15 protein-coding genes are annotated in these 15,230 nt (G+C 72.3%); 13 read left to right on the top strand and 2 right to left on the bottom strand.

All coding sequences use genetic code 11. The annotated features are described in order from the left end of the window. Positions 1-102 precede the first annotated feature (102 nt). The 6 genes from P2H44_RS21900 to P2H44_RS21875 all read left to right on the top strand — a co-directional run bounded on the left by P2H44_RS21900 (position 103) and on the right by P2H44_RS21875 (position 6,731). The gene (locus P2H44_RS21900; RefSeq protein ID WP_275767312.1) at positions 103-1,707 is read left to right on the top strand and encodes an ABC transporter substrate-binding protein; all 1,605 of its coding nucleotides are present in this window, start codon (positions 103-105) and stop codon (positions 1,705-1,707) included. Between the two features lie 139 nt (positions 1,708-1,846). Next, positions 1,847-2,857 carry an ABC transporter permease gene (locus tag P2H44_RS21895; RefSeq protein ID WP_275767089.1) on the top strand — a complete coding sequence of 337 codons (1,011 nt, stop codon included), beginning with the start codon at positions 1,847-1,849 and terminating at the stop codon, positions 2,855-2,857. Between the two features lie 10 nt (positions 2,858-2,867). Further along, positions 2,868-3,782: an ABC transporter permease gene (locus P2H44_RS21890; protein ID WP_275767087.1), complete on the top strand. Its 915-nt coding sequence runs from the start codon at positions 2,868-2,870 to the stop codon at positions 3,780-3,782. A gap of 5 nt (positions 3,783-3,787) precedes the next feature. Beyond that, positions 3,788-4,810 (top strand): ABC transporter ATP-binding protein, encoded by a 1,023-nt coding sequence (locus P2H44_RS21885; RefSeq protein WP_275767085.1) that lies wholly within the window; start codon positions 3,788-3,790, stop codon positions 4,808-4,810. Further along, entirely contained in the window at positions 4,810-5,784 is a 975-nt protein-coding gene (locus P2H44_RS21880) for an ABC transporter ATP-binding protein (protein ID WP_275767084.1), read from the top strand. The genes P2H44_RS21885 and P2H44_RS21880 overlap by 1 nt, the downstream gene beginning before the upstream one ends. Continuing rightward, entirely contained in the window at positions 5,781-6,731 is a 951-nt protein-coding gene (locus P2H44_RS21875) for a LysR family transcriptional regulator (RefSeq protein ID WP_275767083.1), read from the top strand. The genes P2H44_RS21880 and P2H44_RS21875 overlap by 4 nt, the downstream gene beginning before the upstream one ends. A gap of 145 nt (positions 6,732-6,876) precedes the next feature. Here P2H44_RS21875 and P2H44_RS21870 read toward each other — a convergent pair whose 3' ends face one another. Together P2H44_RS21870 and P2H44_RS21865 are read right to left on the bottom strand one after the other, a co-directional pair. Then, positions 6,877-8,274, bottom strand: coding sequence for an aspartate aminotransferase family protein (locus P2H44_RS21870; protein WP_275767082.1), 1,398 nt, complete (start codon positions 8,272-8,274; stop codon positions 6,877-6,879). 99 nt (positions 8,275-8,373) lie between these two features. Then, complete coding sequence (locus P2H44_RS21865; protein ID WP_275767080.1) at positions 8,374-9,108, bottom strand: GntR family transcriptional regulator; 735 nt, start codon at positions 9,106-9,108, stop codon at positions 8,374-8,376. 50 nt (positions 9,109-9,158) lie between these two features. On the opposite strand from P2H44_RS21865, the gene speB reads away from it, so the two are divergent. The 7 genes from speB to miaB all read left to right on the top strand — a co-directional run bounded on the left by speB (position 9,159) and on the right by miaB (position 15,228). Next, positions 9,159-10,136: an agmatinase gene (gene speB, locus P2H44_RS21860; RefSeq protein ID WP_275767078.1), complete on the top strand. Its 978-nt coding sequence runs from the start codon at positions 9,159-9,161 to the stop codon at positions 10,134-10,136. 118 nt (positions 10,137-10,254) lie between these two features. Then, on the top strand, positions 10,255-10,710 hold the full coding sequence (locus P2H44_RS21855; protein ID WP_275767077.1) for a universal stress protein: 456 nt from the start codon (positions 10,255-10,257) through the stop codon (positions 10,708-10,710). Positions 10,711-11,277: 567 nt separating this feature from the next. Then, positions 11,278-11,850 carry a NifU family protein gene (locus P2H44_RS21850; protein WP_275767075.1) on the top strand — a complete coding sequence of 191 codons (573 nt, stop codon included), beginning with the start codon at positions 11,278-11,280 and terminating at the stop codon, positions 11,848-11,850. A gap of 127 nt (positions 11,851-11,977) precedes the next feature. After that, positions 11,978-12,631 carry a tRNA (adenosine(37)-N6)-threonylcarbamoyltransferase complex dimerization subunit type 1 TsaB gene (gene tsaB, locus P2H44_RS21845; protein ID WP_462976315.1) on the top strand — a complete coding sequence of 218 codons (654 nt, stop codon included), beginning with the start codon at positions 11,978-11,980 and terminating at the stop codon, positions 12,629-12,631. Then, positions 12,628-13,155, top strand: a complete 528-nt coding sequence (locus tag P2H44_RS21840; RefSeq protein WP_275767073.1) for a GNAT family N-acetyltransferase — start codon at positions 12,628-12,630, stop codon at positions 13,153-13,155. The genes tsaB and P2H44_RS21840 overlap by 4 nt, the downstream gene beginning before the upstream one ends. A 203-nt stretch (positions 13,156-13,358) precedes the next feature. Then, positions 13,359-13,775 (top strand): Ros/MucR family transcriptional regulator, encoded by a 417-nt coding sequence (locus P2H44_RS21835; protein ID WP_275767071.1) that lies wholly within the window; start codon positions 13,359-13,361, stop codon positions 13,773-13,775. Positions 13,776-13,923: 148 nt separating this feature from the next. Beyond that, positions 13,924-15,228, top strand: coding sequence for a tRNA (N6-isopentenyl adenosine(37)-C2)-methylthiotransferase MiaB (miaB, locus tag P2H44_RS21830; protein ID WP_275767070.1), 1,305 nt, complete (start codon positions 13,924-13,926; stop codon positions 15,226-15,228). Positions 15,229-15,230 lie beyond the last annotated feature (2 nt).

Genomic DNA, 15,230 nt, shown 5'->3' with positions numbered 1-15,230 from the left:
GGGCCGGAATGGGCGCCAAAGCAAAACGGCGCCGGGACGCGGGCGGGTCCACCCGCCCGTCCGCGGACCGGACGCCGACCGACAGGAAGGATGCCAATCGTGATGTGGAAGGCCCTGAAAGGCGGACGCGCCGCCGCGGCCGCGCTGGCGCTCGCCGCCGCGGTCGCCGCCGTCGCCCCCGCCCCCGCGCAGGCGGTCGAGAAGGTCGACGGGAAGTTCTGGATGGTGATCGGGGGCCGCCAGGCGGTCAGCCACGTCGATCCCGGCCAGTCCTACGACTACGCGATCCGCATGATGACCCAGGCGCTCTACGACGGCCTGGTGAAATACGAGGGCAACCCGCCCGAGGTGAAGCCCTGGCTCGCCGAAAGCTGGGAGACCTCGGAGGACGGCCTGACCTGGACCTTCCACCTGGCCCAGAACGCGACCTTCCACAACGGCGACCCGGTGACCGCCGAGGCGGTCGTCTACAGCTACAAGCGCGTGCTCGACATGAACGAGGGCGTGGCCTGGATGCTGAACACGGTCCTCAAGGCCGAGAACATCAAGGCCGTCGACGCGCATACCGTCGAGTTCACGCTCGACCGTCCCTATGCGCCGTTCCTGTCGTTCCTGCCCTGGTGGTTCGTCGTGAACCCCGCCCAGGTCGAGCCCAACGTGGTGGACGGCGACTTCGGCAAGGCGTGGCTGGCGACGAACGAGGCGGGCTCGGGCCCCTACACGCTAGAGAAGTTCGACCAGGGCACCGCCTACTGGCTGAAGCGGAACCCCGACTACTGGAAGGGCTTTCCGTATGAGGACGACAAGATGGGCGGCATCATCTACCGCCTGATCCGCGAGAGCTCCTCCCAGCGCGCCAGCCTGCTGAAGGGCGAGGCGGACCTGGTGACCGACCTGACGCCCGAGGAGCTGGACGCGGTCGGCGCAAAGAAGGAGATCGAGGTCACCTCGACCCCCGCGCTCACCTCCTTCGGGTTCAAGATGAACACGCAGGGCGAGCACATGTCGGACATCAACCTGCGCAAGGCCGTGGCCTACGCGTTCGACTACGACAGCCTGATCAAGATCTACAACGGCCAGGCCAAGCTCGAGACCTCGCCCTTCACCGACGCGATCCGCGGGCACGTGGACGTCGAGGGGATGCCCCGCCAGGACATGGCGAAGGCGAAGGAATACCTCGCCAAGTCGCAGTGGCCCGAGGGGGGCATCACGCTCGAGTTCGTCTACGTCCAGGGCCTGGAGCAGCAGCGCCAGATGGGCCTCGCCCTGCTCGACAGCCTCAAGGAGCTGAACATCGAGCTGGAGATGGTCCCTCTGACCTGGCCGAACATGGTGGCGCGCGCCGCGGACAAGACCAAGTCGCCGGACCTGATGTGCATCTTCGCGACGCCCGTCTCGACCGACCCCGACGCGGTGGCGATCCAGTATCACCCGTCCTCGCACGGCAAGTACTACGGCTCGCACTTCCTGGACGACGCCGAGCTGAACGCGATGATCGAGGAGGCCCGCGCCCTGTCCGAGTGGTCCGAGCGCGAGCCGATCTACGCCGACATCCAGGCGAAGATCGTCGAGCTTCAGCCCGAGGTCTTCGGCATGATGCGCAACCGCTCCTTCGCGCATCGCGACTGGGTGAAGGGCTACGCCGACAGCCCGATCCGCATGACCGGCGAGGTGGACCTCTACCCGCTGCACATCGAGGCGCCCTGACCCCTTCGGGACGCCTCATGGCCGGCGCGACGCCCCTCCCTGTCGTCGCGCCGCGCCCCCCGGGGCGGCGGGGACCCCTCCTTCCTCTCCCCGCCGCCCGCCCTTTCCCCACCCGCCGCATCACGGAGCCCCGACCCGGATGAGCCGACTGATCCTCAAGCGCCTGGCGCTGACGGCGCTGATGCTGCTGGGACTGGCCGTCGTGACCTTCACGGTGGCCAACATCGCGCCGGGGGATCCGGCGCGGCTCGCCGCAGGGCCCGACGCGACCGAGGCGATGGTGGCCGAGATCCGCGAGGAGCGGGGGCTGGACAAGCCCCTGCCCGTGCGTTTCGCGATCTACGTGGGCGACGTGCTGACGGGGGACTTCGGAACCTCGGTCTACACCGGGCGCCCGGTCATCGAGGACATGGCGAAGTTCCTGCCGGCGACGGTCGAGCTGGTGCTGTTCTCGATCACGCTCGCCATCGTCTTCGGCATCCCGCTGGGCGTGGCCGCGGCGGTGCGCCAGAACCGGCCCTCGGACCACATGATCCGCCTGCTGGCGGTCTCGGGCGTGGCGCTGCCGATGTTCTGGCTGGGCCTGATGCTGCAATGGTACCTGGCGCTGGAGCTGGACCTGTTCCCGCTGGGCGGCCGGCTGGGCGTGTTCTCGGACGAGCCGCCGACGGTGACGGGGATGTATTCGCTCGACGCCCTGCTGGCGGGCCGGCTCGACACCTTCGCCGAGGCGCTGCGCCACATGCTGCTGCCGGCGCTGGCGCTGTCCTTCCCCGCCCTCGCCGCGATCATCCGGGTGAACCGGGCCGAGATGCTGGAGGTGCTGGGGCGCGACTACGTGGTCAACGCCCGCGCCCAGGGCATCGGGCCCTGGCGGATCGTGTGCGCCTATGCGCTGAAGAACGCGATCCTGCCGACGCTGGCGATGATCGGCCTGCGCTTCGGCTGGATGCTGGGCGGCACGGTGCTGGTCGAGGGGGTCTTCGACTTCCCGGGCGTGGGCCTCTACGCCGCCAAGGCCGCCGTGTCCTCGGACTTCGAGCCGATCATGGCCGTGACCCTCGCGCTGGGGGCGGCCTTCATGCTGACCAACCTGGTCATCGACCTGCTCTACGCCGCGCTCGATCCGCGCGTGCGGGCCCAGATCTGAAGGCGCGCCCATGACCGACGCCGCATCGCCCCTTCCCGCAGCCCCCCTCCAGGCGCCCCCCGCGCGCCGGCCCATGCGCTTCCGCGAGACGCGGCGGATGGCGGCGACCTACTCGCGCTCGATCTCGGCGATGCTGGGGCTGGCGCTGGTGGCGCTGTTCCTGTTCACCGCCGCCTTCGGGCCGCTGATCGCCCCGTTCCCCGAGGACGCGACCGGCGCGGTGAACTTCGAGGCGAAGCTGCTCGCCCCCTCGGCCGAGCACTGGTTCGGCACCGACCAGGTGGGCAACGACATCTTCTCGCGCGTCCTGTTCGGCGCGCGCACCACCCTCCAGATCGGCCTGACCGTCACCGGCATCGCCATCCTGATCGGCGTGCCGCTGGGCCTGATCGCCGGCATGACCGGCGGCTGGGTCGCCGAGACGATCATGCGGGTCACCGACATCTTCCTCTCGATCCCCGGCCTGATCCTCGCCATCGCCATCGTCGGCGCGCTGGGGCCGGGCATCCTGAACGCGATGGTGGCCCTGTCGCTCGTCTGGTGGCCCGGCTACGTGCGCCTCGTGCAGGCCAAGACCCTGTCCCTGCGCAACGAGGTCTACGTCGACGCCGCCCGCGCGCTGGGCGCCGGGCCGTTCCGCATCCTCTTCGTGCACGTGCTGCCGAACTGCCTGTCGCCGATCGTCGTGAAGGCCTCGATGGACATGGGCATGGCCATTCTCGGGGCCGCCTCGCTGGGCTTCCTCGGCCTCGGCGCGCAGCCGCCCTTCCCCGAGTGGGGGGCGATGATCGCGCAGGGACGGTCCTACCTGCCCGACTGGTGGTGGTGCGCCTTCTTCCCCGGCCTCGCGATCTACCTCACCGTGCTGGGCTTCAACCTGATGGGCGACGGCTTGCGCGACGTGCTCGACCCGCGGCAGAGGTGAGGGTGATGACCGAACCGCTTCTCTCGATCCGGGGCCTCGAGCTCGCCTTCGACACGTTCGACGGGCCCTATCACGCCATCGGCGGCGTGACCCTCGACCTCCAGCCCGGCGAGGCGCTGGGGCTGGTGGGCGAGACCGGCTGCGGCAAGTCGGTGCTGACGCGGGCGGCCTTCGGGCTGCTGCCCTCGCCGCCCGCCCGGATCACCGCCGGCTCGGTGAAGCTGGCGGGGCGCGAGCTGGTGGGCCTGCCGGAGCGCGAGCTGCGCGGCATCCGCGGGGCCGAGGTCGCGATGATCTTCCAGGACCCGATGACCTACCTCAACCCGGTGTTCCGGGTGGGCACGCAGCTGGTCGACGCGATCCGCGCCCAGTCGAAGGGGAAGATCCGGAAAGCGGAGGCGAAGGACATCGCGCTCGCCATGCTGGAGAAGGTCCACCTGCCCAACCCCGAGCGGCAGTTCCGCGCCTATCCGCACGAGCTGTCGGGCGGCATGCGCCAGCGCGTGCTGATCGCCATGGCGCTGGCCGCCAAGCCCCGCCTGCTGATCGCCGACGAGCCGACCACCGCGCTCGACGTCACCATCCAGGCCCAGATCCTGCGCCTGATGGGCGAGCTGGTGGACGACATGGGCCTGACGATGATCATGATCTCCCACGACCTCGGCGTCGTGGCGCAGGTCTGCTCGCGCGTCGCGGTGATGTATGCCGGCCAGATCGTCGAGGACGCGCCGGTGGAGCGGATCTTCGCGGCGCCCTCGCATCCCTACACCCGCGGGCTGCTCGAGGCCCTGCCCCACCCGTTCAAGCCGGCCGAGGCGCTGGCCTCGATCCCCGGCTCGCTGCCCGACCTGCTGGACCCGCCGCCGGGCTGCCGCTTCGCCGCGCGCTGCCCGCACGCCGGCCCCGCCTGCACCGCGGGCCCCGTGCCCTTCGCCGACCTCGCCCCCGGGCACCGCGTCGCCTGCCGGCTGCACCTGCCGGGCGGAGTGGACCACCGCGCCGGCGCCCCCCTCGCGGAGACCGCCTGATGTTCGAGCTCGACGACCTGCGCATCCACTTCCCGCTGGCCTCGGGCGAGGTGGTCAAGGCCGTGGACGGCGTGACCCTGAGCCTCGCGCCCGGCGAGACGGTGGGGCTGGTGGGGGAGAGCGGATCCGGCAAGTCCACCATCGGCAAGGCGGCGCTGGGGCTGATCCCCGCGACCTCCGGCGCGATCCGGGTGGGGGGCGAGGACGTGGTCGGCGCCTCCCCCGCCACCCTGCGCCGCCTGCGCTCGCGCGCGCAGATCATCTTCCAGGACCCCCACGCCTCGCTGAACCCGCGGATGACGATTTCGCGCTCGGTGGCCGAGGGGCTGATCCTGAACACGCCGCTGCGCGGGCGCGCCCTGCGCGAGCGGGTGGCGGAGCTGCTGGCCCGCGTCGGCCTGCCCGAGCAGTTCCTCAACCGCTTCCCGCATGAGCTCTCCGGCGGCCAGAAGCAGCGCGCCTGCATCGCCCGGGCGCTGGCGCTCGACCCCGAGGTGCTGGTGCTGGACGAGCCGACCTCGGCGCTCGACGTCTCGGTGCAGGCGCAGATCCTGACCTTCCTCAAGGAGCTTCAGGCGGCGCGGCCCTCGATGACCTCGCTCTTCATCTCCCACAACCTCGCGGTGGTGCGCTTCCTGTGCCAGCGGGTGGCGGTGATGTATCTTGGCCGGATCGTCGAGGAAGGGCCCGTGGACGAGGTCTTCGAGAACCCGCGCCATCCCTACACCCGCGCCCTGCTGGCCGCGGCGCCGGCGCCCGAGGCGAACCCGCGCGCCAAGGGCCCGCGGGTGGATTACGTGGAGCTGACCGGCGACATCCCCTCGCCGGTGAACACGCCCTCGGGCTGCGCCTTCCACACCCGCTGCCCCGTGGCCCGCAAGGGGATCTGCGACGTGGACCGGCCGGCGGACCTCGAGGTCGGGCCCCGCCACCGCGCCGCCTGCCACTTCGCGAAGGATCTGGAGGCCGCATGAGCTTCCCGCTCGACCGGCTCGCGGTCCAGCTCGACTGGAACCTGCTGCGCACCTTCATGGTGATCGTGCAGGAACGCTCGATCACCGGGGCGGCGCAGCGGCTGAACATCTCGCAGCCCTCGGTGTCCTCGGCCCTGCGGCGGCTGGAGGAGCGGCTGGAGCTGCGGCTGGTGGAGCGCGGCGCCGGCCAGACCTTCGTGGTGACGCGGGCCGGAGAGGCCGTCTACCGCGAGGCGCTGGAAATCTACGGCGGCGTCGTGCGCCTCAACGACGTGGGCGAGGAGGGGGGCCGAGCCCTGTCCGGCTCGGTGGTCGTGTTCCGCTCCTCCCACCTCGACATGGATTTCGCCATGCCGGTGCTGGAGGCGTTCCGCGCCCTGCACCCGGGCGTGACCCTCTCAATCCGCTCGACGCCCTGCCATGACGTGGCGCAGGGGCTGCTGCAGCGGATCGCGTCGGTCGGGTTCTGCACCCGCGTCGACCCGGTGCAGCGCCTGCGCGCGCAGGCGCTGGAGGCCCAGCGGTTCGGCGTGTTCTGCGGCCCAGCGCATCCCCTCTATCGCCGGCACGAGGTGGACCCGGAGGCGCTGGCCGCCTCCGACGTCGTGGGCTTCGAGGAGGACGCCATGGCCGGCGCCCTCTCGGCCCTCACCCGCTACCGGGTGCGCCACGGGATCGGCGGGCGGATGATCGCGGCGGCCTCCGGCATCGTGGACCTGGTGGAGCTGATCGAGCACGGGGCGGCGCTCGGCTGCCTGTCCGAGGGCCACGCCGCCCGCTACGGCGCCCGCCTGTGGCGGATCCCGGTGGCCGCGCCCTCGCCGATGGTCGAGGTCTTCTCGCTGGTGGACCTCGAGCGGCACATGACGCCGGTCGAGACGGCGCTGATCGCGCATCTGGAGGAAGCGGGCCTCGCCGCCGCGCCGCGCCCCCGCTCGCAGGTCTGAGTCTCCAGCAGGTCGCGCGAGGCCCCGGGTCAAGCCCGGGGCGAGGTCGCCGCCAGCCCGGCCGCTCTCCCCACGGACGCCCCCCGAACGCAGACGGCCCCGGCCAGCCGCCGGGGCCGTAACCGATCTCAGCGCCGCGAAGCGCTCAGAGATGCCCCTCGCGGGTCAGCATGTCGGCGAGGTCGTCGAGGGCGCGGCGGGCGCGGGCGGCCATCTCGTCGAGCTCCTCCTCGGTCATCACGTAGGGGGGCGAGGCGATCATCGTGTCGCCCACCGCGCGCATCACCAGGCCGTTCTTGCCCACGCAGAGGTCGCGCGCCATGCCGCCGACGCCGAGATCGCCGTCGAAGCGCTCGCCGGTCTCCTTGTTCTTCACCAGCTCGATGGCGCCGAGGAAGCCCTTGGTGCGGGTCTCGCCCACCAGCGGGTGATCGGCGAGGCCGGCCCAGAGCTTCGCCATCTGCGGCGCGAGCACGTCGCGCACCCGCTCGACCAGCTTCTCCTCCTGCAGGATGCGGAGCGAGGCGAGGCCGGCGGCGCAGGCGGCGGGGTGACCGGAGTAGGTGTAGCCGTGGTAGAACTCGCCGGCCTTCTCCATCACCGGGCCCGCGACCTTGTCGGAGATGAAGACGCCGCCCATCGGCTGGTAGCCCGAGGTCATGCCCTTTGCAATCGGCATCAGGTCGGGGGTGACGCCGTAGGTCTCGGCGCCCCACCAGCTGCCGGTGCGCCCGAAGCCGCAGATGACCTCGTCGGTGATCAGCAGGATCTCGCGCTCGTTGCAGATGCGCTGGATCTCGGGCCAGTAGGTCTCGGGCGGGATGATCACGCCGCCGGCGCCCTGGATGGGCTCGGCGATGAAGGCGCAGACGTTGTCCTCGCCCAGCTCGTCGATCTTGGCTTCCAGCTGCTTGGCGCGCAGGCGGCCGAACTCCTCGGGGGACAGGCCCTCGGGGCGGCCCTCGCCGTACCAGTAGGGCTGGTCGATATGGGCGAAGCCGTTGAAGGGCAGGCCGGACTGGCCGTGCATCGCCGCCATGCCGCCCATCGACGTCGCGGTCGCCGTGGAGCCGTGGTAGCCGTTGTGGCGGCCGATGAAGATCTTCTTCGAGGGCTTGCCGAGGCAGTCCCAGTAGACGCGCGCCAGCCGGAAGACCGTGTCGTTCGATTCCGAGCCGGAGTTGGTGAAGAACACCCGGTTCATCTGCGGCGGCGCCACCTGGGCCAGCGCGTCGGCGAACTCGGCCGCGGCGGGATGGGTGCACTGGAAGAAGGTGTTGTAGTAGGGCAGGTCGCGCAGCTGGCGGGCCACCGCCTCGACGATCTCCTCGCGGCCGTAGCCGACGTTCACGCACCACAGGCCGGACATGCCGTCCATGAAGCGGTTGCCGTCGGTGTCGGTCAGCCACACCCCCTGCGCCGAGGAGATCACCCGCGATCCCTTCCGGTTCAGGTCCGCCATGTCGGAGAACGGGTGCCAGTGGTGGGCGGCGTCCATCGCCTGGTAGTCGGCGGTCGAGCGGATGTTGGTCTGCTGGTTCATCGGTCCGGTTCCTGTCAGCAAGCCGCGTCCCCGCGCCCTTGCACGCCCGTGGCCGGGACTTGCGTGAGGGCGCGGGGACGAGGCGGCGGGCGTCGCGACTCAGGCCGAGTCGAGGCCCTCGTTCGAAAGCATGGTCAGGCCCTGGCGCACGTCGGCGCGGATGGCGAGGCGCAGGCCCGCCTCGTCCCCCGCCGCCAGCGCCGCGATGGCCTTGGCGTGATAGTCGGCGACCCGGCTCATGCCGATCCGCGCATAGAGCGCGCGCATCGAGGGGCCGGTCTGCAGCCACACCGTCTCGGCCAGCGCCAGCATCGCGGGGGCGTGGGCGCGCAGGTAGAGGGTGCGGTGGAACTCCAGGTTGCCGCGCACGTAGGCGGCGGCGTCGCCGGAGGCGAGGTTGCGGTCGATCTCGTCGTTCATGCGCTTCAGCCGCTCGATCAGGCTGAAATGCGCGCGCGGCAGGGCGCGGGCGGCGAGCTCCGGCTCCAGCAGCGCCCGGATCGAGGCGAGCTCCTCGATGCGCTGGGGGGTGAGGATCGGGGCCGAGACGCGGCCCGAGGCCGAGATCGCCAGCGCCCCCTCCGCCGCCAGCCGGCGCACCGCCTCGCGCGCCGGGGTCATCGAGACGCCGAGCTCCCCCGCCACGCCGCGCAGGGTGAGGTGATCGCCGGGCGCCATCTCCCCGTGCAGGATGCGGCGGCGCAGGTGCTTGTAGACCCGCTCATGCGCCGTGGCGCCCCCTTCCTCCGTGATCACACGGCGGGAGGCGGCGGCGTCGGGCGCGCCCTGGGGGGCGTCCGCGCGCTGGCTGCGGGTTGCGTCGGCGAGGGTCATGCGGGTAGTGTGATCACAAATCGCCACCCTGTCAATCGAGGCCCCTCCCGATGACCGACTCCCACGATCCGCACCGTCGCGACTACGCGTTCCTGGCGCAGGATTCGAAGGCCGTGACCCATGACGAGCCGATGTGGTCCGGCGCGCTCAGCTTCTGCCGGCGCCGCTACGGGCGGGACCTGGCGGGCGCCGACGTGGCGGTGGTGGGCGTGCCCTACGACCAGTCGGTGACCAACCGCCCCGGCACGCGTTTCGGCCCGCGGGCGGTGCGCGCGGCCTCCTCGCAGCTGGGGTGGAGCCGGGCCTGGCCCTCGCCCTTCGATCCGTTCGAGGCGCTGGACGTGATCGACTGGGGCGACGTGCTGATCCCCCACGGCCACCCCACCCAGGTGCCCGCCGCGATCGAGGGGGCGATGGCCCACATCCTCGCCGCCGGCGTCACGCCGCTGGCGATCGGGGGCGACCACTTCACCACCTATCCCGCGATCAAGGCGCTGGCGGCGAAGCTCGGCCAGCCGCTGGCGATGGTGCAGTTCGACGCCCATACCGACACCTGGGAGGCGCCCTCGGACTGGATCGACCATGGCACGATGTTCGCCAAGGGCGTGGACGAGGGGGTGATCGACGCCGCCAAGTCGATCCAGGTCGGCATCCGCACCACCAACGACGACCCCCACGGGATCGAGGTCTGGGACGCGATCAAGTGCCACGAGCAGGGGGTGGCGGCGACCGTCGCGGCGATCCGCGCGCGGGTCGGCGACGCGCCGGTCTACGTGACCTTCGACATCGACTGCCTGGATCCGGCCTTCGCGCCCGGGACCGGCACGCCGGTCTGCGGCGGACTCGCCTCGTGGCAGGCGCTGGCGATGCTGCGCGGGCTCGCGGGGCTCGACGTGCGGGGGATGGACGTGGTCGAGGTCTCGCCGGCCTACGACGTGGGCGAGATCACGGCGCTGGCGGGGGCCACCATCGCCCTGCAGCTCCTGTGCCTGCACGCCCAGCGGCCGGGCGGCCCGGCCGCGGCCTGACGGGATCGCGGGCCGGGCCGCCGCCTGACCCGCAGCCCGCCCTTGAACGCGGGCGGGGATGGCGCGAGGATGGCGCTCCCCCCGCCGCGGCTTTCCGCGGCCCTGCGGAGCGCCTCCCTTGCGGAAATTCCTGGTGGTCGTCGACGAGACGCCCGAGTGCATGAACGCCATCCGCTTCGCCGCCCGCCGCGCCAAGAAGACCGGCGGGGGCCTGCAGATGCTGTTCGTGATCCGCCCCGAGGAGTTCCAGCACTGGCTGGGCGTCGGCGACCTGATGCGCCACGAGGCGCGCGAGGCCGCCGAGCGCCGCTTCCACGAGGTCGCGGGCCCGGTGCAGGAGAACGTGGGAATCGTCCCCGAGTTCGTGATCCGCGAGGGCGAGGCGGTCGAGCAGGTGCTGGCCCAGATCAAGGAGGACCCGGAGGTGGGCGTCCTGGTGCTGGGCGCAGGCGTCGACAACGGCCCCGGCCCGCTGGTGACCCACCTGGTCGGCAAGATGGCCGGCTCGATGCCCGTCCCGGTGACCGTGGTCCCCGGCGCCCTGTCGCGCGAACAGGTCATCGCCCTCTGCTGAGCCGCCTCCGGCTCCCGCCTCTCGCCACGCCATCCGCCACGCCATCCGCCCGCCTCCCCGCCGCCGGCCGAATCCCGCGCGCCGCCCGCCTCCCGGGCTCCCCGGGGCCTCGCGCCGCCGGACCCGGAGACGTCGCCGCGAGCGTCGCGCGGACCATCGTCGCCGGCCCCTCGCGGCCGCCGCGATCGCCCTCGAACGATCCCGGGGGCGCCTCGAGCCCAAAGCCCAAGCCCGCCCGCAGGGCGCCTATGGGCCGACGTCTCCGCCCCCTTCACGGCGCCCCGCCTCCCGCGGCCGTCGGGCTCGCGGGCCCGCAGGCGCCCTGCGGGCGGGCTTGGCCGCGTCGCGCGCGCGGCGCGGGTCGTCGCGGAGGCCCGCTCGCTGGGCTTCCGCTCGCCGTGCAGGCGCCTTATGCAGCGGTCACGGCGGCTTCCCAGCCGCGCCGCGGGCCCGCCTGCGCGGCGCAGCGCCAGGCCCAGGGCCGACCCCGATCCCGACCCGAAGTTTGGAACGATTCTTGTTTTCCGCGCCCGATGGGTCCATATCGGGCGTGACGAGGAGGCCGCCATGTTCATCCAGACCGAATCCACGCCGAACCCCGCGACGCTGAAGTTCCTGCCCGGCCAGACCGTGATGCAGGCCGGCTCCGCCGACTTCCCCGCGAAGGAGGCCGCAGGCGCCTCGCCGCTGGCCGAGCGCATCTTCGGCGTCGACGGCGTCGAGGGCGTGTTCCTGGGCCCCGACTTCATCACCGTCACCAAGGCCGAGTCCCGCGACTGGTCGCATCTCAAGCCCGGCGTGCTGGGCGCGATCCTGGAGCACTACCAGTCCGGCGCCCCGGTGCTGGCCGCCGACGCCGGCGCCCAGACCACCGGCCATGCCGAGCACTCCGGCCCCGACGGCGAGATCGTGGTCCAGATCAAGGAGCTGCTCGACACCCGCGTCCGCCCCGCGGTCGCGCAGGACGGCGGCGACATCACCTTCCACGGCTTCGACCGCGGCGTGGTCTACCTGCACATGCAGGGCGCCTGCGCGGGCTGCCCGTCTTCGACGATGACGCTGAAGATGGGCATCGAGAACCTGCTGCGGCACTACATCCCCGAAGTGACCGAGGTGCGTCCTGTCGGCCTCCAGTTCTGACGTCGCCGGGACCGCGCCCGACCCGGGCCGCGGCCCCGATCCGACCGCCGCCACCCGTCTCGGCCCCCTTCTCGGGATCGACGCCTCGGCCGCGCAGTGCGCGGCCGCGGTCGTGTCCGAGGGCCGCGTGCTCGCCGCCCTGTCCGAGCCGATGGGCAAGGGCCAGGCTGAGCGTCTCGCCCCCCTGATCCAGGAAGTCCTGGCGGCCGCCGGGCTCGCGCCGCAGGCGCTGGCCGGGATCGGCGTGTGCACGGGGCCCGGCAACTTCACCGGCGTGCGCATCGGCGTCGCCGCCGCCCGCGGGCTGGCGCTGGGGATCGGCCGGCCCTCGGTCGGCGTGCCGCGCCTGCAGGCCCTGGCCGAGGGCGCCGGGCGCGCCGGCGCGTCGGGGCCGGTGCTGGCCCTCGCCGGCGCCCGTCGCGACGAGCGCCACGCCCAGGCCTACGAGCTCGCCGCCGGTCCCGACGGCCCGGTCGCCCGCCCGCTGGGCGAGGCGGTGCAGGCGCCGCTGGCCGAGCTGCCCGCCCTCTTCGCCGAGGCCGGCGCCGCCTGCGTGCGCGGCCCCGGCGCGGCCGAGACCGCCGCGGCGCTCGGCGCCTGCGCGCTGGACGAAACCGACCTGCCCGATCCCGTGGACGTCGCGCGGATCGCGGCGCGGATGTTCGCGGCCCTGCCCGCGGGCGCCTCGCTTCCCCGCCCCGCCCCGATCTACCCCCGCCCGCCCGAGGCCGACCCGCCCTCGGAGACGCCGCCGCCGTTGCTGGACGGCGCGGCGGGATGAGCGCGGCGCCCGCCGGCCCCGCGCCGGGGCCGGTCGAGGCGACGGCGCGGCTGACCTCCGATCCCGCGACTGCCGAGGCCGCGGCCCGCATCCACGCCGCCGCCTTCGACGGCACCACGCCCGGCCGCCCCTGGTCGGCCGCGGAGATCGCCGGCTTCGCCGCCACCCCCGGAGCCATCGCCCTGCTCGACCCCGACGCGCTGCTGCTCGGCCGCCGGATCGGGCCGGAAGCGGAGCTGGTGACCCTCGCCACCCGCCCCGAGGCCCGCCGCCGCGGCCTGGGCCGCGCGCTCTGCACCCGCTTCGCCGCGCTGTGCGCGGCCGCGGGCGTGGAGGAGATATTCCTCGAAGTCGCCGCGACCAACGCCCCCGCGCAGGCGCTCTACGCGGCGCTCGGGTGGGAGCCCGTGGGTCGTCGCCGCAATTATTACCGCGACGTCAACGGGACCCGTATCGATGCGATCGCGATGCGGCTGAGATTAGGGCGAAACGATGGCCCCGCCCGTATCGGCGAGCCTGCCTAATCGCCCGGAGCGCGACTAGACGAACGGATTGCGACTTGCGATCATTTCGCGAAGATGTCAGTTGGATATGAATTGACGTCGCAGTAGTGAAGTCTTAAGACCCTTCCACGTTCTTATCCATGTCCGGGCGGTTCGCCGACCGCCGGAACAGCCACGAAAAAGAGCCGACGTCGGTTCACGTCGCTGTCATAATGAGAGGTAACATGTCGGACTCCGCGCTCATCGCCAAATCGGAACTGCTCGCGCTCACCGCGGACATCGTGTCCTCGCACGTGTCCAACAACCCGGTGTCGCCGTCGGACCTGACGGGCGTGATCGAATCCGTCTTCGCCAAGCTCTCGGAGCTGGCCGAAGACAAGCCGGAGCCGCAGGAGGAGCTGATCCCCGCCGTTCCGGTGAAGAAATCGGTCACGGACGACTACATCATCTGCCTCGAGGACGGGAAGAAGCTGAAGATGCTCAAGCGGCATCTGAAGACCGCCTACGACATGACGCCCGAGGAGTATCGCGCGAAGTGGGGCCTGTCGGCGGACTACCCGATGGTCGCCCCCGCCTACGCCCGCAAGCGCCAGGAGCTGGCCAAGCAGATCGGCCTCGGCCGCAAGCCCAAGGGCAAGTGATCCGCCGCCCCGGCCCGCGCGGTTGCGCGGGGGGCCGGGGCGCGATAAGGCAGGCCGCGGCGCGCGAGGGGGACCTCGCGCGCCGCGACGCGTTCGTGGACCCTCTCGCGCGGCCCCGCCGCGCCGCCGATCCTTCGGGAGACCTCTCATGGCCAAGAAGCTGTTCGTGAAGACCTACGGCTGCCAGATGAACGTCTACGACTCCGAGCGGATGGCGGGCGTGATGGCGGCCGAGGGCTACGAGACGACGGACCGGGCCGAGGACGCGGACCTGATCCTGCTCAACACCTGCCACATCCGCGAGAAGGCGGCCGAGAAGGTCTATTCCGAGCTGGGCCGCCTGAAGCCGCTGAAGGCCGGGAAGCCGGACCTCAAGATCGGCGTCGCCGGCTGCGTCGCCCAGGCCGAGGGCGAGGAGATCCTGCGCCGCCAGCCCGCCGTCGACTTCGCGGTCGGCCCGCAGGCCTATCACCGCCTGCCCCAGCTGATCGCCAAGGGCGGCGTCGACACCGAGTTCCCGCTGGAGGACAAGTTCCTCAAGATGCCGGCGCCCGTGCGCCGCCGCGCGCCGACCGCCTTCCTGACCGTGCAGGAGGGCTGCGACAAGTTCTGCGCCTTCTGCGTGGTCCCCTACACCCGCGGGGCCGAGGTGTCGCGCCCCGCCGCCCGCCTGATCGCCGAGGCGAAGGCGCTTGCCGAGCAGGGCGTGCGCGAGATCACGCTGCTGGGCCAGAACGTCAACGCGTACCATGGCGAGGGGCCGGACGGCGCCGACTGGACGCTGGCGCGCCTGCTGCGGGAGCTCGCCGCGATCGAGGGGATCGCCCGGCTGCGCTACACGACCTCCCACCCCAACGACATGGGCGAGGACCTGATCGAGGCGCATGGCGAGCTCGACAAGCTGATGCCATACCTGCACCTGCCGGTGCAGTCCGGCTCGGACCGGGTGCTGAAGGCGATGAACCGCCGCCACACGGCCGAGGCCTACCTCCGCCTGATCGACCGGATCCGCGCCGCGCGGCCCGACATCGCCCTGTCGGGCGACTTCATCGTCGGCTTCCCCGGCGAGACGGAGGCGGAGTTCGCCGACACGCTCGCGCTGGCCGAGGCGGTCGGCTACGGCTCGGCCTTCACCTTCAAGTACTCCTCGCGCCCCGGCACCCCGGCCGCCGGCGCCGGGGAACAGGTGAAGGAGGCGGTGAAGGACGACCGCCTCGCGCGCCTGAACGCCGTGATCTCCCGCGACCAGAAGGCCTTCCAGGAGAGCATGGTGGGCCGCACCCTGCCCGTGCTGGTCGAGAAGGCCGGCCGGATGCCCGGGCAGATGGTGGGCAAGAGCCCCTGGCTCCACGCCGTCCACTTCCTCGCCGCCCCCGAGACCGCCGGCCAGGTGGTCGAGGTCGAGGTGGTCGAGAGCGGTCCGAACTCCCTCTCCGGCCGGCTGGTCGCCTGACC

Origin of the sequence: Albimonas marina (genome assembly GCF_029223255.1) — a bacterium.
Classification (GTDB): Bacteria; Pseudomonadota; Alphaproteobacteria; order Rhodobacterales; family Rhodobacteraceae; genus Albimonas.
This window is presented reverse-complemented; position numbering and strand designations above follow the sequence as displayed.

Coding starts and splice junctions, on each gene's coding strand:
- P2H44_RS21865 (WP_275767080.1), bottom strand. CDS start 9,108: ATGACCCTCGCCGACGCAACCCGCAGCCAGCGCGCGGACGCCCCCCAG.
- P2H44_RS21895 (WP_275767089.1), top strand. CDS start 1,847: ATGAGCCGACTGATCCTCAAGCGCCTGGCGCTGACGGCGCTGATGCTG.
- P2H44_RS21890 (WP_275767087.1), top strand. CDS start 2,868: ATGACCGACGCCGCATCGCCCCTTCCCGCAGCCCCCCTCCAGGCGCCC.
- P2H44_RS21835 (WP_275767071.1), top strand. CDS start 13,359: ATGTCGGACTCCGCGCTCATCGCCAAATCGGAACTGCTCGCGCTCACC.
- P2H44_RS21880 (WP_275767084.1), top strand. CDS start 4,810: ATGTTCGAGCTCGACGACCTGCGCATCCACTTCCCGCTGGCCTCGGGC.
- P2H44_RS21875 (WP_275767083.1), top strand. CDS start 5,781: ATGAGCTTCCCGCTCGACCGGCTCGCGGTCCAGCTCGACTGGAACCTG.
- miaB (WP_275767070.1), top strand. CDS start 13,924: ATGGCCAAGAAGCTGTTCGTGAAGACCTACGGCTGCCAGATGAACGTC.
- P2H44_RS21840 (WP_275767073.1), top strand. CDS start 12,628: ATGAGCGCGGCGCCCGCCGGCCCCGCGCCGGGGCCGGTCGAGGCGACG.
- speB (WP_275767078.1), top strand. CDS start 9,159: ATGACCGACTCCCACGATCCGCACCGTCGCGACTACGCGTTCCTGGCG.
- P2H44_RS21885 (WP_275767085.1), top strand. CDS start 3,788: ATGACCGAACCGCTTCTCTCGATCCGGGGCCTCGAGCTCGCCTTCGAC.
- P2H44_RS21870 (WP_275767082.1), bottom strand. CDS start 8,274: ATGAACCAGCAGACCAACATCCGCTCGACCGCCGACTACCAGGCGATG.
- P2H44_RS21850 (WP_275767075.1), top strand. CDS start 11,278: ATGTTCATCCAGACCGAATCCACGCCGAACCCCGCGACGCTGAAGTTC.
- P2H44_RS21900 (WP_275767312.1), top strand. CDS start 103: ATGTGGAAGGCCCTGAAAGGCGGACGCGCCGCCGCGGCCGCGCTGGCG.